The 20116-nt window shown below is 58.1% G+C and carries 9 protein-coding genes, 1 tRNA gene, 1 pseudogene and 3 CRISPR repeat arrays; of the genes and pseudogenes, 3 read left to right on the plus strand and 8 right to left on the minus strand.

Features of this window, described 5'->3' with window-relative positions; all coding sequences use genetic code 11:
- Positions 1 to 385: 385 nt before the first annotated feature.
- From H6G62_RS09500 to H6G62_RS09510, 3 genes are all read left to right on the plus strand, one after another.
- Entirely contained in the window at positions 386 to 1699 is a 1314-nt protein-coding gene (locus H6G62_RS09500) for an efflux RND transporter periplasmic adaptor subunit (protein WP_199324870.1), read from the plus strand.
- 47 nt (positions 1700 to 1746) lie between these two features.
- Positions 1747 to 4920, plus strand: a complete 3174-nt coding sequence (locus H6G62_RS09505) for an efflux RND transporter permease subunit (protein WP_242051911.1) — start codon at positions 1747 to 1749, stop codon at positions 4918 to 4920.
- A 52-nt stretch (positions 4921 to 4972) separates the two neighbouring features.
- A tRNA-Gly gene (locus tag H6G62_RS09510) sits at positions 4973 to 5044 on the plus strand.
- A 274-nt stretch (positions 5045 to 5318) separates the two neighbouring features.
- Positions 5319 to 5788: direct repeats of the CRISPR family, unit length 37 nt; unit sequence CTTTCAACCTCCCCTGTGCAGGGTGGTTGATTGTGAC.
- Between the two features lie 13 nt (positions 5789 to 5801).
- A CRISPR array of direct repeats spans positions 5802 to 7701; the repeat unit is 35 nt; unit sequence GGCATCACTAAGCGGTGCAGGGTGGTTGATTGTGA.
- Between the two features lie 540 nt (positions 7702 to 8241).
- Here the strand turns inward: H6G62_RS09510 and cas12k (H6G62_RS27335) are convergent.
- The 8 genes and pseudogenes from cas12k (H6G62_RS27335) to H6G62_RS09555 form a co-directional block, all read right to left on the minus strand.
- A pseudogene (cas12k, locus tag H6G62_RS27335) lies at positions 8242 to 8898 on the minus strand (type V CRISPR-associated protein Cas12k); the annotation flags it as partial.
- Between the two features lie 104 nt (positions 8899 to 9002).
- Positions 9003 to 10235: a type V CRISPR-associated protein Cas12k gene (gene cas12k, locus H6G62_RS09525; protein ID WP_190494448.1), complete on the minus strand. Its 1233-nt coding sequence runs from the start codon at positions 10233 to 10235 to the stop codon at positions 9003 to 9005.
- Between the two features lie 168 nt (positions 10236 to 10403).
- Positions 10404 to 11972: an RAMP superfamily CRISPR-associated protein gene (locus H6G62_RS09530; protein WP_190494449.1), complete on the minus strand. Its 1569-nt coding sequence runs from the start codon at positions 11970 to 11972 to the stop codon at positions 10404 to 10406.
- Between the two features lie 86 nt (positions 11973 to 12058).
- A CRISPR array of direct repeats spans positions 12059 to 13179; the repeat unit is 27 nt; unit sequence CCTGTACCTTCCGGAGAAGGTCGTGAC.
- Positions 13180 to 13769: 590 nt separating this feature from the next.
- Positions 13770 to 14222 carry a hypothetical protein gene (locus tag H6G62_RS09535; protein ID WP_190494450.1) on the minus strand — a complete coding sequence of 151 codons (453 nt, stop codon included), beginning with the start codon at positions 14220 to 14222 and terminating at the stop codon, positions 13770 to 13772.
- Between the two features lie 14 nt (positions 14223 to 14236).
- On the minus strand, positions 14237 to 15073 hold the full coding sequence (locus H6G62_RS09540; RefSeq protein WP_190494452.1) for an RAMP superfamily CRISPR-associated protein: 837 nt from the start codon (positions 15071 to 15073) through the stop codon (positions 14237 to 14239).
- A complete protein-coding gene (locus H6G62_RS09545; protein ID WP_190494454.1) occupies positions 15070 to 16053 on the minus strand; it encodes a hypothetical protein in 984 nt (327 codons plus the stop codon). The genes H6G62_RS09540 and H6G62_RS09545 overlap by 4 nt, the downstream gene beginning before the upstream one ends.
- Positions 16050 to 18386 carry a type III-B CRISPR-associated protein Cas10/Cmr2 gene (locus tag H6G62_RS09550; RefSeq protein WP_190494456.1) on the minus strand — a complete coding sequence of 779 codons (2337 nt, stop codon included), beginning with the start codon at positions 18384 to 18386 and terminating at the stop codon, positions 16050 to 16052. Before H6G62_RS09550 ends, H6G62_RS09545 begins: the two co-directional genes overlap by 4 nt.
- Complete coding sequence (locus H6G62_RS09555) at positions 18383 to 19834, minus strand: hypothetical protein (protein ID WP_190494458.1); 1452 nt, start codon at positions 19832 to 19834, stop codon at positions 18383 to 18385. Before H6G62_RS09555 ends, H6G62_RS09550 begins: the two co-directional genes overlap by 4 nt.
- Positions 19835 to 20116 lie beyond the last annotated feature (282 nt).

A 20116-nucleotide genomic window follows, 5' to 3' on the forward strand; every position in this document is an offset into this window, starting at 1 on the left:
ACCTGCCTTCGTTAGCCTGAGTGAACGGTGAAACCGGAACGAGCCGCTGCTGTGAGCCTGGAGGGTGGACGGTGACGATGGCTGGGAACTCGACTCACGGGCTTTGATGTGTAAAGGTACCAGGTTTCTTTTGTTTGTACCTACTGCTATTACACCAAATCGCCCCCACTAGGCGTGTGATTTAGGTCAGTAGCAACCCTGGGAGACGGCACTTAGCCCCAGGTGGGGGATTGGCTGATCAACCAGTTCCAATCGACCTGATGCCGAGCTAATCCGGTTTGCCCGTTCCCAAGGATGGGAATGAATCAGGCATAATGGAGACTATACATTTCGCAACGATTGGGTCGTAACGATTGGACTAAGCTGTGCCCTGAAGGATAACGCTGTGCAGAATCTCCATTCGCCTCAACCGCTAGAGTCCGCTGCCCCATCAACGACCGACGGAATGGCCTACAGCGATCTGGCTCCGTTATCAAAGGATCGTCCCTGGAAGCCCGTACTGTTGGGGTTGGGGGCTGGGATTTTGCTGACCCTGCTGGGCACGCGCATCCTAGGTGGCCAAGATGCCGCCCCACCCGCCCAGGAACCCACCCCCGCCCCTGCCCAGGCGTCGCAAACCGTCACAGTGGCCCCGGTGGTTCCGGCCTCGGTGGCAGATACCCTGGCGGTGAACGGCACGGTGCAGGCGGTGGATCTGCTGTCCATTTCGCCCCAGGCCAGCGGATTGCAAATTCAGCAGTTGCTCGTCCGCGAAGGGGATGCGGTGGCGGCGGGGCAGGTGTTAGCGGTTTTGGACGATGCCACCCTGCAAGCAGATTTGCGGCAGGCCCAGGCTCAGCTTTCTGTCTCCCAGGCCCAAGTCACCCAGCGACAGGCTTCCCTCTCCCAGGCCCAAGCCAATTTGGCCGAAGCCCAGCAAAACCTGCAACGGTTGCGGACTCTGGCAGGGCAAGGGGCCATCAGCCAGCAAGAACTGACTCGCCAGCAAACCCAAGCCACCACCGCGCAGCAGTCCGTAGGGTTGGCTAGGGCCGAGATAGAAAGCGCCCAGGCCGGGGTGCGCTCCCAGCAGGCGGTGATTGATCGACTGCAAACCCAGCTTGGCCAAACCTCGGTGCGTTCCCCAGTGGCGGGCATTGTGGCGGAACGGCGGGCCAACGTGGGCGATGTGGCCTCCCCCGGCAACCCGATTGTGACGCTGATTCAAAACAACCAGCTCAAACTGGTGGCGGAGGTGCCCCAAACCCAGCTTAATCGGGTGGTGGTGGGTGCCCCCGTGGCGGTGTCTTCCACTGCCGACAGCCGCCTCCGCCTCCAGGGCACCGTACAGTCCATCGATCCCCTGGTCAACGCCACCAGCCGCACCGCCCAGGTCAATATCTCCCTCCCCGGCAGCGATTTGCTGCGACCCGGCCTGTTTCTGCGCGGCGACATCAGCACCAACAGCCGCCAAGGTCTGGTCATCCCCGCCACCGCCCTGCAACCCCAGCCCGACGGTAGTTCCCTCGTATTCGTTCTGGGTGAAGGCAACCAAGTCACCGCCCGCCCTGTCGAATTGGGCAACCGCCTGCCCACCAACGGCGACCAACCCGCCCAGGTGGAAGTCGTCCAAGGGCTGCAATCCGGGGAACAGGTAGTCACCTCCGGCGTCGGTTTCTTGCAAGATGGCGACATTGTACGCATCGCAGAACAGCCGTAGTAATGCACCAATAATATTTGATTCCCAAGAGGTGCATTGCTTCGCGAATGCACCCTACGAAACCCTCTCTCCCCCATCCGCCCATGAACGTCTCCGGCTGGTCCATTCGTCGCCCGATTCCCATCATCGTTGCCTTCCTGGTACTGACCCTGGCGGGGATGCTGTCCTTTGGGCGACTGGGCATTGACGAAAACCCGAATATCGAGTTTCCTGCTATCACCGTCACCGTGACCCAGGTGGGGGCGGGGCCAGAGGAACTGGAAACCCAGGTGACGCGCAAGGTTGAGGACGCTGTTGCCGGATTGGGCGACATTGATGAAATTCGTTCCACCGTGCGGGATGGGGCTTCGACGACGGTGATTTCCTTTATCCTCGGTACCGATGTGGATCGGGCCACCAACGACGTGCGGGATGCGGTAACGCGGATTCGCGGTGATATGCCGGGGAATATTCAGGAGCCCGTAATTCGGCGACTGGAGTTTGGCGGCAGCGCCATGGTGACCTATGCCGTGAACTCCGCCCAGCGCTCGGTGGAAGAACTCAGCGACCTAGTGGATCGCACCATCAGCCAGGAAATTTTGACGGTGCCGGGAGTGGCACGGGTAGACCGGGTGGGGGGTGTTGATCCGGAAATTCGGGTGGATCTCGACCCCCAACAACTGGACGCCCTCGGCATTACCGCCACCCAGGTCAACGACCAAATCCGCGCCCTCAACATCAACTTGCCTAGCGGACGGGCCACCCTGGGCGGCCAAGAGCAGAGCTTCCGCACCCTGGGCAGTGCGGCGACGGTGGAGGAAATTCAGTCCGCCAGAATCATGCTGCCCAATGGTGCCACGGTGCCCCTCACCAGCCTGGGCCAAGTGTCGCTGGACTATGGCGAGGTGCGGCAGGCGGCGCAGCTTAGCGGCGAACCCGTGGTGGCGTTCCAGATTTACCGCAGCACAGGCAGCGTGCTGGTGTCGGTGGAGGATGGCGTGACGGCGGCGGTGGAACGGCTGCGGCAACCCCTGCCGGAGGATGTCAGCCTAGAACTGATCTTCACTCGCGCCACGGAAATCCGCGATTCCTACCAAGCCTCCATTGATTCCCTAATCCTCGGCTGCATTTTGGCGGTGGTCGTCGTCGGCGTGTTCCTGCGAGACTGGCGGGCCACCCTCATTACCGCCACCGCCCTGCCCCTGTCGATCATTCCCACCTTCCTGGTGCTGGAGTGGTTTGGCTACACCCTCAACAGCATGACCCTGCTGGGCCTCACCCTGGCGGTGGGCAACCTGGTGGACGATGCCATCGTGGAAATCGAAAACGTGGAACGCCATATCCGCATGGGCAAACGCCCCTTCCAGGCGGCACTAGATTCCACCGCTGAGGTGGGCCTAGCGGTGGTAACGACCACGGCGACGATTGTGGCGGTGTTCCTGCCCGTGGCCTTCATGGGCGGCATTCCGGGGCAGTTCTTCCAGCCCTTTGGGGTGACGGTGGCCACAGCAACGGTGTTTTCCACCGTCGTGGCCCGCACCGTCACGCCGATGATGGCCGCTTACCTGCTGAAATCCAAACCCCAGACCGTCTTCGGCGACGATCCCCTGGAAAGCTTCGACAGCAACGGCACCCGCCGCCGCCCCGGCCTCTATCAACGGCTGCTGCGCTGGGCCTTGCGCCACCGTGTCCTCACCCTGGCCCTAGCCCTGATTTTCTTCATCGGTAGCCTGCGCCTGGTGCCCTACATTCCCACCAACCTGTTCGATGCCAGCGACTCCGGCCTCTCCACCATCACCGTGGAACTGCCCCCCGGTGCCACCCTAGCCGACACCCAGCGTGCCACGGCCCAAGTTACCAATGGACTGCTGGAGAACCCCGCTGTCTCTGCCGTGCTAGCCACCGAGGGCGGTGAAAATGGCGTTAACCAAGCCACCCTCTACGTGCGTTTGCTGCCCAAAAACGAGCGCGATGTCTCCCAACGCCAGTTTGAACAGGACATCCGCCCTCTGTTTGAACAAGTCCCCGGTGCCCGCGTCACCTTCCAAAGCCAGGGGGCCGGGGGCGAAAGCAAAGACCTGACGGTGGTGCTGAAAAGCGACGACCCCATCGCCCTGCGGGAAACCTCCGACGCCCTCACCCGCGAAATGCGCGCCCTCCCCGGCTTTGTGGATGTCAGTTCCAGCGCCAGCTTGGTGCGGCCTGAGGTGCAGATTATCCCCGACCGGGAACGCGCCGCCGACTTGGGTGTCACCGTCCAAGCCATCGCCGGAACCGCCTCCCTGGCCACCCTCGGCGACACCGACGCCAACCTGGCCGACTTCAACCTGGGCGACCGCCAAATCCCCATCCGCGTCCAAATCGCCCCGGAATTCCGCGACGACCCCATCCTGCTACAAACCCTGCGCGTCCCCAGCCAAACCGGAGCCTTGGTACCGCTCTCCGCCGTCGCCGAAGTGCGCTTTGGCAGCGGCCCCGCCCAGATCGACCGCTTTGATCGATCCCGCCAAGTCACCATCGGCGGCAACCTGCAAGGGCTCACCCTCGGCCAAGGGCTGGCCCTCGTGGACGAACTGCCCACCCTACAAGCCCTGCCTCCCACCGTCACCCAGCAACCCGCTGGCGACGCCGAAATCATGCGCGACATCTTCACCCGCTTTGGCCTAGCCCTGGCCACCGCCGTGCTGATGATCTTCGCCGTGCTGGTGCTGCTCTACAACAGCTTCATCTACCCCGTAGCGGTGATGGCCTCCCTGCCCCTCTCCGTCGGCGGCGCACTGCTGGGCCTGCTGATTTTCCAAAAACCCCTCGGCCTCTTCGCCCTGATCGGCATCGTACTGCTGATGGGCCTGGTGACCAAAAACGCCATCCTGCTGGTGGACTACGCCCTGATGGCCAAGGAACGCGGTAAACCTCGCCGCGATGCCGTCGTGGAAGCGGGCGTCACCCGTTTTCGCCCCATCCTGATGACCTCCATCTCCACCATGGCCGGGATGGTACCCATCGCCCTAGAACTCGGTGCAGGCGGCGAAACCCGCAGCCCCATGGCCATCGCCGTCATCGGCGGCTTCACCACCTCCACCCTGCTTACCCTGGTCGTGGTGCCCGTCCTCTACACCTACATCGACCGCCTCAACAGCATGATCAGCAACCTGATCCAACGCCTCACCGGGGGCGACTCCACCCCGACACCCCCCACCCCCCAGGAAATCCCCCCCAAGGAGTACACGCTGAGTAAATAGCTCGCAAATAGCCCTATAATAGGTATCCGTTGGTTACAGGCCAGCGCACCTTGCGGGTGTAGTTCAGTGGTAGAACGTCAGCTTCCCAAGCTGAATGTCGTGAGTTCGAGTCTCATCACCCGCTTTTCCTATGTACAGTGACACGTTATTTGTCATCAGTGACAGATTGGTGTCGTCGAGGCCATATTAGTGTCATCGGGCCAAAATCTTGTCGTCAAACGACTGGTGACACATTGAATGTCGTTTAGCTTCTTAGGGCCAGTATTGAGATCAACTCATGCAAAGGAAGCTGACGTTCTACCTTTCAACTCGCTAAATAATTTTCCCCGCTGAAGTCTTCAGCGATAGACAGAGTAACTCATTGCGTCTGGTTGGTCGGCATAATACCCAGACAATTCCCGCCAACCTCCCCTGTGCAGGGTGGTTGATTGTGACACGGCATACCAACCAATAAAAAGAAGATCGTCGTTCTTTCAACCTCCCCTGTGCAGGGTGGTTGATTGTGACTAGGCCTCCATCGCCTACTAAAGCTTACGAGATTTCTTTCAACCTCCCCTGTGCAGGGTGGTTGATTGTGACTCCGTAGACCGTGAGAGGACTGCCCAGTAGGGCGTACTTTCAACCTCCCCTGTGCAGGGTGGTTGATTGTGACTAGCCTTATATTACGGATTGCTTAAAATTCCGGGATCTTTCAACCTCCCCTGTGCAGGGTGGTTGATTGTGACTTGAATTGTTCGCGCTACAACTTCACCGATGAAAACTTTCAACCTCCCCTGTGCAGGGTGGTTGATTGTGACGACCATTGATGGTGAACTGGGCACACTCCCTCCTCTTTCAACCTCCCCTGTGCAGGGTGGTTGATTGTGACCTACCACATCAGCGGCATCACTAAGCGGTGCAGGGTGGTTGATTGTGACTTCCCACTCCCACAGGGCATCAATTAGATCTTCTAGGCGGCATCACTAAGCGGTGCAGGGTGGTTGATTGTGACATGGATAGCGAGATAAACGCCTGGGATACGTCAACGGCATCACTAAGCGGTGCAGGGTGGTTGATTGTGACTCGCCTGTTCGGGCCGCTTCCCTAAACAATTCCTGTCCGGCATCACTAAGCGGTGCAGGGTGGTTGATTGTGACGTGGTAGGGTTCCCTAAGCCCATAGGCTCAACTGCTCCGGCATCACTAAGCGGTGCAGGGTGGTTGATTGTGACTTCAACGTCGCCTACTGCTGATGGACGCCCTTGGACCGGCATCACTAAGCGGTGCAGGGTGGTTGATTGTGAGGGCTGGCACCTCGCCATCTGGCTTGATTTCTACCCCGGCATCACTAAGCGGTGCAGGGTGGTTGATTGTGACAATCGCACCAATCGGGCAAAAATACCCAGGCCTCCGGCATCACTAAGCGGTGCAGGGTGGTTGATTGTGACGATCTTCCCTTTAATTGAAAATGCCGTCCCCAATCGGCATCACTAAGCGGTGCAGGGTGGTTGATTGTGACCACCAGCAACGTGATCGAAATCCAAGAAGAAACCCGGCATCACTAAGCGGTGCAGGGTGGTTGATTGTGAGTGCTGAAATGCTACCGACAGCTACTCGAATCCTCCGGCATCACTAAGCGGTGCAGGGTGGTTGATTGTGACGTTCGTTGGTATCTTTACGCTTTCTGGCCTCATCCGGCATCACTAAGCGGTGCAGGGTGGTTGATTGTGACGATACACAGCCCCTCCGATAGGGCACCCTAAGAGGGCATCACTAAGCGGTGCAGGGTGGTTGATTGTGATATCGAGGGGATGCTCAGACAATGCCCAATTTTTCAAGGGCATCACTAAGCGGTGCAGGGTGGTTGATTGTGACCTGCGGCCCCTGTGCGGCCCGTGGAGGCGTCCCCGGGGCATCACTAAGCGGTGCAGGGTGGTTGATTGTGACGCACTACTAGAGTGCCCAGCCCGTCCTGGGCTACGGGCATCACTAAGCGGTGCAGGGTGGTTGATTGTGATATCGGGATGCATATGAATCCCATATTCTTATTGCGGGCATCACTAAGCGGTGCAGGGTGGTTGATTGTGACCGGCTTGTTGCAATGGTGAGGGGGTCAGCACCCGTCGGGCATCACTAAGCGGTGCAGGGTGGTTGATTGTGACATCGTGCAGGGCATGGAGTTACGGCCCATTGTGATGGGCATCACTAAGCGGTGCAGGGTGGTTGATTGTGATTTCAGCCGCAGTCACATCAAAGCCGAACCGCTCGGGCATCACTAAGCGGTGCAGGGTGGTTGATTGTGACTCCCGCCGCCACCTTGCGGTATTGGGTGGGGCTGATCGGGCATCACTAAGCGGTGCAGGGTGGTTGATTGTGACCACCCCTGAAGCCGTCCACGCTACTCAGCAAGAAGGGCATCACTAAGCGGTGCAGGGTGGTTGATTGTGACCAATCCTGTTAGCGTCAATGACCCCGCCCGACTCGGGCATCACTAAGCGGTGCAGGGTGGTTGATTGTGACAAATCCAAAGCTTATTGACCCTGGAACATACGTTGGCATCACTAAGCGGTGCAGGGTGGTTGATTGTGACGTCTGGGGCTTGCAGGCGTAGCATGACCTGGCCGGGCATCACTAAGCGGTGCAGGGTGGTTGATTGTGACAATCGCGTGAAGCGCCCCTTATATTCTTCAAAAAGGGCATCACTAAGCGGTGCAGGGTGGTTGATTGTGACGAGAAGAGTTGATAAAGAATCTCGTAGTAACGCTCGGGCATCACTAAGCGGTGCAGGGTGGTTGATTGTGACGCAGGCTTCTGAAAGGAGCTCAAGATAAGGCTTTCAGAAGGTGTTTGCGCGGATCGCCTCATCCATCCTGGCGGTACTGGTGAGGTTGGGGGCCTTTTGACTTGGGCAAAGACTCGAAACAACCGTGTGACGGGTCGTTTGGCCTTAGCGCGGATCGAGAAGGCGTATTTCATCCTTCCGAAGACCCTCAACCCCAGTATTGGAGCGAGTTCCCCCTTGGTCGGGGGTGATTCGGTAGCCACTACAGCAGTACATCCGCACCCTTATTGCTGGGAGCGCACCTACGCCATAATTGGAGTTGCAAGCCCACCAACTACGACTTAATCTCTTCGGAGAGGCCGAAGCCCCTCGTCCGACAGCATCAGGGCGAGTAGCTACCAGGGCCAGAAAGCACGGCTGTTTTCCAACAGCCAAACTAACCCTTATTTCACACGACTCAGAGGCTAACGCATGAGTCGCGGCGCGATTGAGGCATTCGGTTGTCTAGGTTCAACGGTCGGGTTCAAAGCTGTTTGCCCATTATAGCCTGGTCTTTTGGTTCTAAGGTACTACCGTTTGTCGGGCCTCGTAGGCGGCTATGGCTACGGCTTTTGCTCGCTCCTGGGGATTTTGCCGCCAGGGTTGTTTGACGGTTTCGATGACGAGTCCTTGCTGGGCGGCTTTGCTGGCTACTTGATCGAGTAGTCTGCTGTAGCTCCATTGGTGGATGCTGATTTTGTATTGCTTGGCGTAGCGTTTCTGGCCTTCGATGGAACCGGGCGCTTTTTGCTCGGCTTTGGTCTGAATTTCGGCCTGAAGGGTTTCGCGAATGTTGTCTAGCGTGGGAATGGCGATGCTCCCGGCTCCATACTGCTGGGCCACAGCGACGACGGCCTTGGCCAGTAGGCGATCAAGATGTTCTCCCAGGTTGGAGGTGCCAAAGCGGTTATCTTTGCCCTGGCGCTGGGCCTTGTGGCGGCGATGGGACTGCTGCTGTTGGTCTCGGCGGTGTTTGAGGAAGAGGCTGTAGTCTTCACCCAGGAGTTGCCGGAGGCTGCGATAGGTCAGGACTTCCTGGGTGCTAGCGTTCCAAATCGCTAGGGTAAGCGGGACATCCCAGCCCAGGCTGAGGCCAGCGATGATGTGGGCTTGTCCTTGGTCGCGGGGGCGGCTGGGGCGATGGAAGGAGCTATCGAGGCGCTCTAGGGTGGAGGTGAGGCGTTTGGCATAGCCTGCCTGGGTTTTGGATAAGTCACCTTTCTCGTTGAGGCGGGTGAGTAGACCTTATCGGTAATAAATTGTTCTTCATGTAAATACACGCATTAACGGCAGGAACATTCGATTCCAGATGAAGAATTGACTGCTTTTTTAATTCCGATTAAGTCTAGTATCTGGGCGACATCGGCAGCTTTTTCCTGGCGCACGTCGTCGGTGCCCTCGGCGCTCCAGAGGCGGGTATCGACGGTGCAGGAGAGGGTAAGGGTGTGGACATCCCAGGGGTGGCCTTGGTGGTCATCGCATTCTTGCCAGGAGAGGCGGGCGGAACGCAGGGCAAAGAGGGCACTGGAGTGCTGGTTTTTGCTGGCCCGCTTGGTTTCTTGGTCGTCGAGGAAGCGCTGAAACCAGGGCAGTTGTCGTTGGTCACAGTAGATTTGAAACCGATGTTCGCTCAGGCCGTTGAAGCGCACACAGAGACGACCGGAGGCATTCCGCGACCAGACGAGGTCTTCGTTGGTTTCAAACAGGATGGGGAAGGGGATGGTGCGGGGCTGGGCCAACAGTCTGTCTTGCCACTGCTTATGTTCGCGGTTGTCTTTGGGGACGGTGGTGGTGGCGGTGAGCAGGGTGGAGAGCCACGCTTGTCCGGTGAGGTCTCGGCCTTTGGGAAGGCGGGCTTCGAGCTGGTCTTGGAGGCGCTGCACCTGAATTTCGGCTTTGCGGCGGCGGTGGGCAAATTTGTCGGGGTCTTCGGGGTGGTCGGGAATCTTGACCCCGTTTTTGAGGAGATAGGCGGTGGCACAACGGATCAGGGGTTGTTTGGCCTGGTCGTGCTTTTTGAACAGATGTGCCCTGATGGCGGCTGGCTTAGATTGGCCTGAGTTCCCTGCATCCTCAATGGCCGTTTCAGCGTCATCCAAAATCTGGGCGGCTTTATCTTGGATGTCTTCTAGATCATGGCCACATAGCTCAACCAGTTCGTCATCGCTTTTGAGGATGGTGAGCCAGGTTTGTTTGCCAGAGATTTGCTGCTGGAGGCGGCGTTGCAGGGTAAACCAGGATTTGAAGATGTAGTTGACGGCTTTTTCGGCGGAGGCATAGAACCGGGAGGGCTGACCGGAGAAGGGGGCTTCTGTTTTCAGGCTTTTGCAGAGCTGGGTCACAACATCGGCGGGATGTCGGCCCTTAATCCGCCAGGTTTCAAAGTCTTCGTGGGTGACGATGCCTTGGATGAGGGCGTTAATCAGCGGCGTGTTTTTTTCGGCGGCGAGTGTCCACAGGTATTGACGGGTCTCAGCAGGGGCGACCAGGCGGCATTGAATCGTTTTTTGAGCCATAGGATACCTTGATCGCAATATAGTTCTAGAGTACTAATAAATTTTCGGAAAAGCAACCTGATGCTGACTCTGCTGCACTGTTTTGGGTATGGGCAGAAAACACCCCACGGCCCGATCTGGGGTTGAGCCGTGGGGATGTCCTAGCTGTTTTGGGTTAGTGGCAGGAGGCTAGACTGGCCAGATTTGGGTAAACCCCTGTCTCCCTAGGGTTGGTGCGATGGTGGCCTCGAAGAGGGTGATGAGGCAGTAGTTATCTTGGGGCTGGTCGCCTTTGTGTTGGCGGACGGTGTAGCCGGAGGGACGAGTTTGGGAGCTGCCACACCAGGCGGGTCGGTCTGGGGCACTACTGCTACAGACGCCGTGGACGATGTCGCGCCACTGGTCAGGGTTGGTGCTTTGCCAGATGCTGTGGATGCTGCCCTGGGGGAGGGGGTTGGGTGGGGCGATGGGCAGGTGGTATTGACGGGCGAGGTACTGAATTTGGGCTTGGAGGCTGGCGATGAGGTCGGGGAGGGATTGGTGGCTGTTTTGGGTGGTGGTGGTGAATTGGCTACCGCGATAGACGGTGCCGTTGCGGAAGCTGTGGGGTGGGCGTCGCCAACCTGGCCCCATGCCGCCGAGGCGTTGACTGAGTTCTAGCAGGGCATCGACGAGGGGAATGAAGTCGCTGTTGCAGAGGGCTTCGATTTTCCAGGTTTCTTCGGCGTCTTGGCGCAGGATGTTGGCGTAGCCGTTGTTGTCTGAGGTTTTCGATGTCTGACCGTTGGTGCCGAGGGTTCGTCCGGCGTAGGCCCTAAAGCTGGTGAGGTTGAGGCGGGCCGGACGCCCCAGGCCACCGAAGACTTGATTGGTGAGGTTGATGGCGTTGGCTTGGTTCATTTGGGAGAGGGCGATGCGGGTGAACCAGCCCCGCAGGTGTGCCCGCAGCACTTGGGGAGACCAGCGATATTGGCCGTTGATGCCGTCTTTGAGGTTTCGGGTTTGGATGGCGGGTTTCATGCCTTCGAGTTTGATTGTCCATGTGCCTTGGGAGGTTTTGCCGAGGCGTCCGAAGCCGGAGGCTTTGCCACGGCCAATGCCTTGATGTAGGAGGGTTTCTTGTAGGCGTTGGGTGAGCCAGGTTTTTTGTTGGGGGGGTGGGCTGTGGCGCAGGTTGACTTGGAAGGCGATTTTGTCGGGGTTGGTGCTGGGGGGCTCTTGGGGGCCAGCTTGCCATTGGATGGCGAGTCTGGTGCGGTCTTCTTGGTTGTTTAAGACCTGCCAGGATTGTTGGGGGTTGAGGGGGTAGGGTTCTAGGTTTTTGAGGGGGGTGCTTTCAAAGCGGATGGCGCGGGGTTTCCAGCCTTGCCCGTTGGGTTCGATGAGGCTTTGCCAGAAGGCTTGTTCTTCGGGGGGCATGGTGGGGTGTTGGCGGCGCAGCCAGGAGAGAAGTGCGCCTTTGAGGCTGGAGCCGGGGATGCAGGGATAGCCGCCGATTTGGGCGGGGAGGGTCATTTCGTTGGTGACTCTGATGCCGCCGACTTGGATGGGGGTGAGGATTTGGGCGGTGAGGGTGGCTTTTTTGGAGGGTGGGGCGTAGGCGAGTTGGTTTTTGGCGTACCAGGCTTCTCGGATGACTTTGTTTTCGGGCTTTTGGGGGCTGATGATGATGTGTTCTGTTTTGGGGATCCAACCTCTTTCTGGGCGGTCTGGATCAATTTGATACCAGAGGGGTTGGGTTGTGGGGAGTGAGGCCATGGGATGTCTCCAATATTTTCAGTGATGTGTGAATAAACGCTGTACGACATTAAGGTTCAAGACCCTGAGCTTGGTATGTCGCAGCCCCTGTACTTTCGTGAGAAGGTCGTGGCCAACGCGCCGAAAAAGTCGCTGAACAGATCGATCTGCCGTCGCAGTACCTATACCTTCTGGAGAAGGTCGTGACTGATGAATACCCCAACCAACTAGACCCCGACGCCATAGGATCGCAGCACCTGTACCTTCCGGAGAAGGTCGTGACACATTCACCGCCGAGTGCTTCAAGGCCGGATACGAATGGTCGCAGCACCTGTACCTTCCGGAGAAGGTCGTGACCCCATCAACAAGGCCGTCAAGGTTCAGCAGGCAATCCTGTCGCAGCCCCTGTACCTTCCGGAGAAGGTCGTGACGAGGTATGGGCGTGGATGCTAACTTTCGACATCATGTCGCAGCCCCTGTACCTTCCGGAGAAGGTCGTGACTTACTGCGGTCGAGCAGTACAACGTGAGTCGTACGGTGTCGCAGCACCTGTACCTTCCGGAGAAGGTCGTGACTCCCTTTTTTCGGCTGCAAGGGTACGCGGGGACAGGCAAGTCTCAGCACCTGTACCTTCCGGAGAAGGTCGTGACATCTTCGCTGAAGATACGAAAAAGTTCTGTGATAAGTCGCAGCACCTGTACCTTCCGGAGAAGGTCGTGACCAGACTCACGCTGTAGCTGTAGCAATGGAAGCTAGGTCGCAGCACCTGTACCTTCCGGAGAAGGTCGTGACCTAAGAACATCGGCTGGAACAACGTTGCATCTAACCTGTCTCAGCCCCTGTACCTTCCGGAGAAGGTCGTGACTAAGAAAGTTAAGGGAGTCGAAACGATGACTCCTATTAAGTCGCAGCACCTGTACCTTCCGGAGAAGGTCGTGACTAGTAATCTAATGACTCTTAGATACACAACATATGGTCGCAGCACCTGTACCTTCCGGAGAAGGTCGTGACTGGCAGAAATGCTCGAGCTTCGGGTGTTTGCAGAAGAGTCGCAGCACCTGTACCTTCCGGAGAAGGTCGTGACCAAAAAAGGTAACAACGGTAAAATGACTGCACGTCTGTCGCAGCCCCTGTACCTTCCGGAGAAGGTCGTGACGTGGTTCCGTCACTTCATCGCTCAGTTGGAACTGATGTCGCAGCCCCTATACCTTCCGGAGAAGGTCGTGACTGGGAGTGCTCACCGACAATTTACCTCGTCTAGGCGAAAACTGCCCGACTCGGTCGCCCCAAGGGAAATCACCCCTGTTTCTTTGGGCCTCAACCCCTGAACTGTATCATTCGTCCAATCCACATTCTGCCCTGCCTCATTGGTCAAACTGGCCTGCACGTAGAGTGTGCTACAGCCTTGCTCAGTCGTGACCTCATAGTTAAGGCAGTAGTCGTAGATCCCACAATCCCCCGTCGTGATTTTGCGAAAGTAGACAGGGCGTCCGTCTTGGTCACTCTGACTTCGCCAACCATCCCCCGTGGGCTTCCAGACGGGAGTAGGGGGTGGTTCTGGAGTGGCAACGGCCTGAGGGGTTGGCGTAGGTGTTGGGGTTGGGGGCGGTGTTGGGATAGAAGCAGTGTCGGGACTAGTGGCACAACCAACCAACCCCAGGATGATTAGCGAAACGGTAAAACGAAGCATGGCACAACCATGAAACTACTCGCTCAATATGCCCAAACTGGGCTAAAGCTACGCAGACACAACTGCACTAAGTCGCAGCACCTGTACCTTCCGGAGAAGGTCGTGACGTGGGTTGGAAGAACCCGATTTCAAACCTGGGTGGCGGGTTGGCCAGCCTCCAGCGTATCCTTCAGGCGCATCGTCCAGAATTGAATCGTATCGCCAATTTCCAGCAACAAATCCGTCAGCAGCATTTGCTGATTAAAATTCAGCGCCTGAAACCGATCCTGAAACTCCAGAGTCGTCATATTCGCTCGAATTTGTAAATCTTGGCCCACAATGCGGCACAACACCACACGGGCCACCTGCCACGCAAAATATCGCCGTTGATCCTCCGTTCCCGCATTCGGATCGGGCAAACCACCCCCCAACACCACCGGAGACAACGACATCGCCCAAAACCGCTCCATCCCCCAACTCGACACAAACTCCGCAATGCCACTAGCGGCCCCCTGCCAATTTTTGAGTTGATCCTTGCTGGTGGCCCCCGCAATCAACCCTTCAAAGACCCAACGGTCTAGCTCGTAATGTTTAATCGCCATCGCAAAATACCTCCCTAAATCCCCTCAACAATCACTCGGCCATAGCCCACACTCCACAGGCCCCCCACATAGTGCTCCTGGTGCAAAAACTGCTCCCAGGCCGGGAGATTCTTCACCTCCGTGCGGCTAGACCAGCTCAGCAAAAACGCCGCTCCGGGCGGAATTGCCTCCACCGCAAACAGATTTCGTACCAGGGTGTTCTTGTCTGCCTTATCGGGATCTTTCTCATTCTCCTGATCAAACTCCTCAACACTCTTCAGGCTCACCCTCGGCTGTCGCACCAGGCCCATATCCACCAGCACCGTAATGCTGTCATCGGGCACCACCAGCAACCGCTGGCGATAGTCGTTCAACTCCGGGGGCAGGGGCAGAGGGGCCGGGTCTTGGTAGGTCACATTTTCCAGCTTCACCCAGCGCAAAAAGACCGTCTGCCCTGCCATCTCCGGGTCAGTAATCAACACCGGATTGGCCGCAAAAGACACCGACTGGCCCGTTAGCTTGCCATAGCGACGGAGCCAAGTGGGGCAGCTTACCCACCAGTTGCCATAGCCCAACACATGCACGGGCCACCACACCGGCCAACCCCAACCCAACGAAATCCGACCAGGGGCCGACTCAGTGGGGTTGCCGCCAAACCAATTTTGCACATCGCCCTTATAGGTCGGATCGGCCTCCGCGTGTTCTCGCAGCGCCCCCCGCAACGAACTTCCCGGCAAAACGGGGGTTCGATCCGGCAGGCGAAAAATGGGATTATTGTTCCCCCGGTTCTCACTATCGGCCCCGCCAATGTGAATGGGTTCGCGGGCTACCAACCAGGCATTTCCGGCCAGGGATGCAGTTGCAGTGCTCATAGCGTTGTCTCCTTAAATAACCATAGGTGGCCGTAGCCTAAAACATGTCGATGGAAGGGGTCAGTCAGTGGCCCCGACCGTTGGCTGGGGGCGAGGTCATCCCAGAGATACACCGCCCCCGCCGGAGTCAGCCATTCTCCCGGCGTGAGAACACGGCGCGGCTCCCCAGACTTGGGATGGCGGATGAACTTAAACGATTGCCACGGCACCCCCAGCCCAGCCCCATAGGCCCAGGGTTTTGGGTGCGGGGGATAGGGCAACGATTGCTTCGTCGTCGGGTCACTCCAGAGTGCCCCCGTCAACAACACGGCCCCCGTCGCCCCAGGGCAATCGGCCCCTAGGCTATCCCAGCGCTGGCTTAGCCCAGGGGCTACTGGCTGAATCACCACCGGAGTGCCCCCAGCCCCCAAACGGCTGTGGGTGGGTGGCGTAAAACTGCCCAGGATTCGCACCAAAATTGACCAGCCCGGATTCATCAGCGTGGTCATTTCGGCAAAGAAGCCCCCCTCCTCCGTCACCTGGTAATCCTTCCGCTGGTTGTGGTTGAGGGTGAGGGTCTCCCAGGGGATGGGCTGAAGATTACTGGTACTCGTCAGCTTTTGGGCCGACCAAAGCTGCTCTAAATCCTGGGTACGCAGCAAAAACCGATCCGCCAGTTGCTCGATGGATTTGCCCTGGTGCGCCTCCTGCACCTGCCACTGCCCCGCCTGCCACTGCATCCGGTAGATGGCCTTCGGTGTGTCGTTCCCCTTTACGGCCTGATCGGTATACACCGTATGGGGTATGGGCACATGCAGGTTCCGGTCGTCAAACCAAAATGGCCCCCACAACTGGCAATGGGACGGAAGATCTAAGGCCGCCGCCAAGTGATGCCCATTGGGCGGCCAACGACATCCCACCTGGCCACTGTTTTGCCCCGTCGCCACCAAATTGCCCAGGGTAATTGGCCCCGTTGGCGTGATGCTATACCATCCGGTCATCGTTCACCTCCCGATTGAGTCGTCCATTGGGATAGCCACTGTTCCCGATCTCGGTCTTGGCGGGCCAGAAAACCGCGTAGGCTCACCCAGCCCAGCCACCAATCCCAATCTCGGATTTCGTCCCGAAAGTCGAACTTGGCAATGGCGTAAACCTCTGCCCAGGTCAGATCCAGGCCCACGCTCTGCCAAAGGGTGGTCAGCAACTTCTCCGCCGTGGTGAGATCGGGCTGGTTCTGGCGCACCCGCTCCAGGTAGCCCAGCAGCTTTTCCCAACGGTTGAGGGCGGTTTTGCCATCGGCGGGGTTGCGCTGGGGAGGGTGGTCTGGGTCTGTGCCAGGGGCCAACACCCAAGGATTGCAAGTCATCAGCCGTTCCCAGAGGGGCCAAGGACAGATCCAGTCCAGGGTTTGGCCACTGTTAAAGATGACCCGCACACAGACCCGGTTTCTACCCGCCGCCTTAGCCGCCTTGTAGGCTTGGTTCAGCCCCCGATGCCAGAGCGACTGGGGCACCCGACGCTGGGCAATCACCAGCCCCAGGCTAAACTGCATCCGTTTTCCGGGTACCGGGTAGGGGGTGCCCTGGTATTGCACCCAGCCATCCACCGGAGGATCCAGCGGCTGCGTCAGGGGCGATGCCTCCCCCGACCAAAGCTGATGGAGGCGCGTGGTCAGGGGAACGGCCTCCGGCAATGGCCCCAGCAACAGAAAATCATCGCCCCCCGCAAAAATCACCTTGCCGCTATGCTGCTGCTCCACTAGGGGATCAAGAAGCTGATTCCAACGGTCAAACAACACCGACAAATCCAGCATGTGGGGCAACTCCAGCCGCCGAGGTTGGCCAGGGGGCGCTTGGGGCGGGTCAATCCCTAGGCCACGGGCGGCAATTTGTTCCGCATCCGGGTGCCACCGACTCCAGGGAAGATTTTGCCTGTGGTACTGTTCCCCCGATAGCCACTGGCCCATGTTGTCGCCATCCCCTCGCCAGCCCACCAGCCACTGAATGGGGGTTGTCCAGGTGGCAGGCACCGCGAGTTCCCAGTATTCCTCCAAGCCCTGGATCTCGCTGTCGTCGGCCCCAGGGTTCCAGGCTTTGAGGTTGCGCCGTTCGAGGATTTCTGGGTGGGCATAGGAGGCGTTGTCGTCCACCAGGGGAATGCCCCACGGCTTACGACCATCCCGCTGAAATTCCTTGCTGATCCCTGAAATCGTTTGATTCCAGAGGGTAGCTTCCACTTTAGACGGCACCCAAGCAGCGGCCACCGCCGTCTGATCGGGAAACCGCTCCCAGGGGCAAGTTGGGGCGGAATAGCCCCATAGACTCTGCAACGTCGCCTCGATAATCTCCGGCACCGAGGCCAGCCGCTTCACCAATTCCAGGCTGTTCAGCCGTTCTTCGGTGCCAAACAACCCCTGAAAAACGCTGCTTTGGGCCGCCCGTTTCCACCAGTTATCGAGCTGATCCTCCGGTATTCCCCAGGTGCCGCCCTGATCAATCGGACGCAGACCGGGCTGCCAAATGGATAAACTGCCTGCCGTTGGGCTGGTTTTGCCGCCCCACCAAGGGCCAGCCCAATCGCGCCCCACCTTGCGGCCCTCAATCCGTTGATGGAGGTCGCGGCTAATCTCCATCACCCGTTCCGGTTCCAGGGGCTGATGTTCGCTATAGACCGACCACAGCGATTGGTGATCTCGGTGAATCACCCGCCAGCCCACACCGTCCAGCAGCTTTTTGCCGCCCCCGCGCTTGTTCAGCTTGTCTGCCTCATGGGCAATGACGGCATATTCCAGGGTTGCTACCAGGCGGCTCCATTCGCGGGTCACGGTTTGATCCAGATCAGCCATCCACCGATCCGCCTGTTCCCCCTGGGCCGGAACCAGCCCCGTCAACACATTGGGCAGTTCCGCCCGCCAGAAGCGCTCATTATCCGGGCATTGCCCCGTCCTCAGCCACACCATCAACGGCGACAATTGATGCCACGGCAGCAGCACCCGCCCCCCGTTTTCCTCCCAATGGTGCATGACCACCGCCGCCAGGTAATGGCACAACCAAGAGGCCACCGCCCAATCGCGCAGCCGCTGCCCCGCCCCCAAAAAAGTCTGGACGGGGCCAAAGGTCATCACCGCCAAGGATGCATTTTGGGGCAAGGCATCCGGCAACTGGCGCAGGGCTTCTTGGCTGGCCCCACCGCCCCACCAAAACTGGCTTTGCAGATGGGGCGTTCCCTCCTGCCAGGTTCCACTCACCGGATGGATAGCCACATTGGCCGGGGTGTCTTCGGGCAGGGTGGGATAGAGCTGGCGTTGGGCCATCAACCAATCGTGCTGACTCATGCTAGAGCCTCCAAATCATGGTGAACGTGTTCCATTTCGGAACGATAAAAAGCCATCCGGTCTTTGACCGACTCGGTTAAGTCAGCTAAATCGAGCAGAAATCGCAGGTGCCCAATCGCAATAAATGCAGGATGGTCAGGATGATCGACTGACTTCAAAACTTTCGTTTGCTCATCAAGTACCGTATCCAACCGATCCCCCGACAAGGAGTGGTAAAGGTTATTGCGAATAAACACAAAGCTATCGGAGTACTGATCGCTGAGCCTCCAGCGATTACCGCAGTAAAATTCCTTGAACCGTTTCCATTGCTCAGACTCTTGCCCTGTCCTATAGAGTTGCTGCACCTTGAAAGTGACGTTTCCCTGTCTTTTCTTGTTGTATTGGCTAACGCTTCCTTCACTCAGTAGGTTTTCCACAACATCCTTGATGGAAACCGTAAAACCCAAGTGAGTATGGGGATTATCTGGATGATGCAGAATCGTTTTTAGGGGCGTCGTTCTCCACTCATAGCGATTTGCCTCTTGCTTCGCTGAAAAGTAGATCTCCCCCTGCTTTTCCACCAAACACAGCAGGGTTAGCTCCATCGCCCCCGCCACCCTGAGATACCAGTTCATCCACTGCCCATTGCACCGCAGCGCTTTTTCTGTCCAAAGGGCGATGGTAATGCGCTCAATTACGTCCTCCTTGGGGGTTAGATCTAGTTGAAGCGCGTTGATATTAAAAGCCGCCGCCTTATCTAACCGTTGAAGCCGCTGCACCAACGCCTGGTCGGGGCAATCGTCCCCCAAGAGTTGCAGTGCGCCGCTAAAGTCTTGTAGTCCCAGCAGCTTCAGCACCTGGGGCTTCTTTAACCGCCACTGCCAATGCTTCCCTTCGTGGGAAAACGTCTCCGGCTGGGCGTTGGATTCATTGATAGACAGGTAGGCAAAATCAAAGGCCCGACCCGCCAGCTTTTGCTCAATCCCCCAGAGGTACAGGGCACTGCTCAAGGCGGGGGTGCCACTGCTGTGTTGAATCACCACCCGGTCGAATGCCTCGGTGGCAGACGGATTGAGGGAGGGGGCGGGGTTGAAGTGAACCGATTTGCCCGATCCAGGAAAAAACTGATTCAGCAGCGGCGCAAGGACTTCAGCGATCCCATCCCAATCTGCGGCTCCATCCTTGATCTGGGGATCCACCACCAACGGAATAAAGGTATACGGGATTTGCCGTTGGGTGAGCCAGTCTGCCAGGAGGTTTTTCCACCAAGCCCCATCCGATGCCACAATGTCCTTCCATCCCTCGGCATCGCGATCCGTCTGTTGCTCCATCCAGGTGATCTGATCGGTCAAAATAATGGCCCAATGGATCTCCCAATCGCCCTGGAGTTGCTGCCCCAGGGTGGTGCGTAGGCGGTCAATGAGCGGAAAGTTGATGGAGCTACTGCCATTGCTGACGGTTTCCTCCATTGGTAGTGCATTAATCTACGGGTCAGAGAAAAAAACAGCCAAAAACAGCAATCTACTGCCGTAAGGTCTCTAGGGTCGCCTGATTATTCTCTAGCCTGTACGAAATAGGACTACCCCTCCATTAACCCCATGGCCTCCTTGAGTTCCGACAGGCTGTAGCTCCCGATGGCCCCCAATAGCTCTGAGCCTTTTTCGTGGGGCTTCCTGTTCCAGTCTCCTTGAACGTCGCTGTTCCCTAAAACCTGAAGTACTAAACACCGCTGCATAAAAGGTTGCCCCCGC

Origin of the sequence: Phormidium sp. FACHB-1136, assembly GCF_014697375.1 — a bacterium.
Classification (GTDB): Bacteria; Cyanobacteriota; Cyanobacteriia; order Phormidesmidales; family Phormidesmidaceae; genus Nodosilinea.

Coding starts and splice junctions, on each gene's coding strand:
- H6G62_RS09505 (WP_242051911.1), top strand. CDS start 1,747: ATGCACCCTACGAAACCCTCTCTCCCCCATCCGCCCATGAACGTCTCC.
- cas12k (WP_190494448.1), bottom strand. CDS start 10,235: ATGGCTCAAAAAACGATTCAATGCCGCCTGGTCGCCCCTGCTGAGACC.
- H6G62_RS09530 (WP_190494449.1), bottom strand. CDS start 11,972: ATGGCCTCACTCCCCACAACCCAACCCCTCTGGTATCAAATTGATCCA.
- H6G62_RS09535 (WP_190494450.1), bottom strand. CDS start 14,222: ATGGCGATTAAACATTACGAGCTAGACCGTTGGGTCTTTGAAGGGTTG.
- H6G62_RS09540 (WP_190494452.1), bottom strand. CDS start 15,073: ATGAGCACTGCAACTGCATCCCTGGCCGGAAATGCCTGGTTGGTAGCC.
- H6G62_RS09545 (WP_190494454.1), bottom strand. CDS start 16,053: ATGACCGGATGGTATAGCATCACGCCAACGGGGCCAATTACCCTGGGC.
- H6G62_RS09550 (WP_190494456.1), bottom strand. CDS start 18,386: ATGAGTCAGCACGATTGGTTGATGGCCCAACGCCAGCTCTATCCCACC.
- H6G62_RS09555 (WP_190494458.1), bottom strand. CDS start 19,834: ATGGAGGAAACCGTCAGCAATGGCAGTAGCTCCATCAACTTTCCGCTC.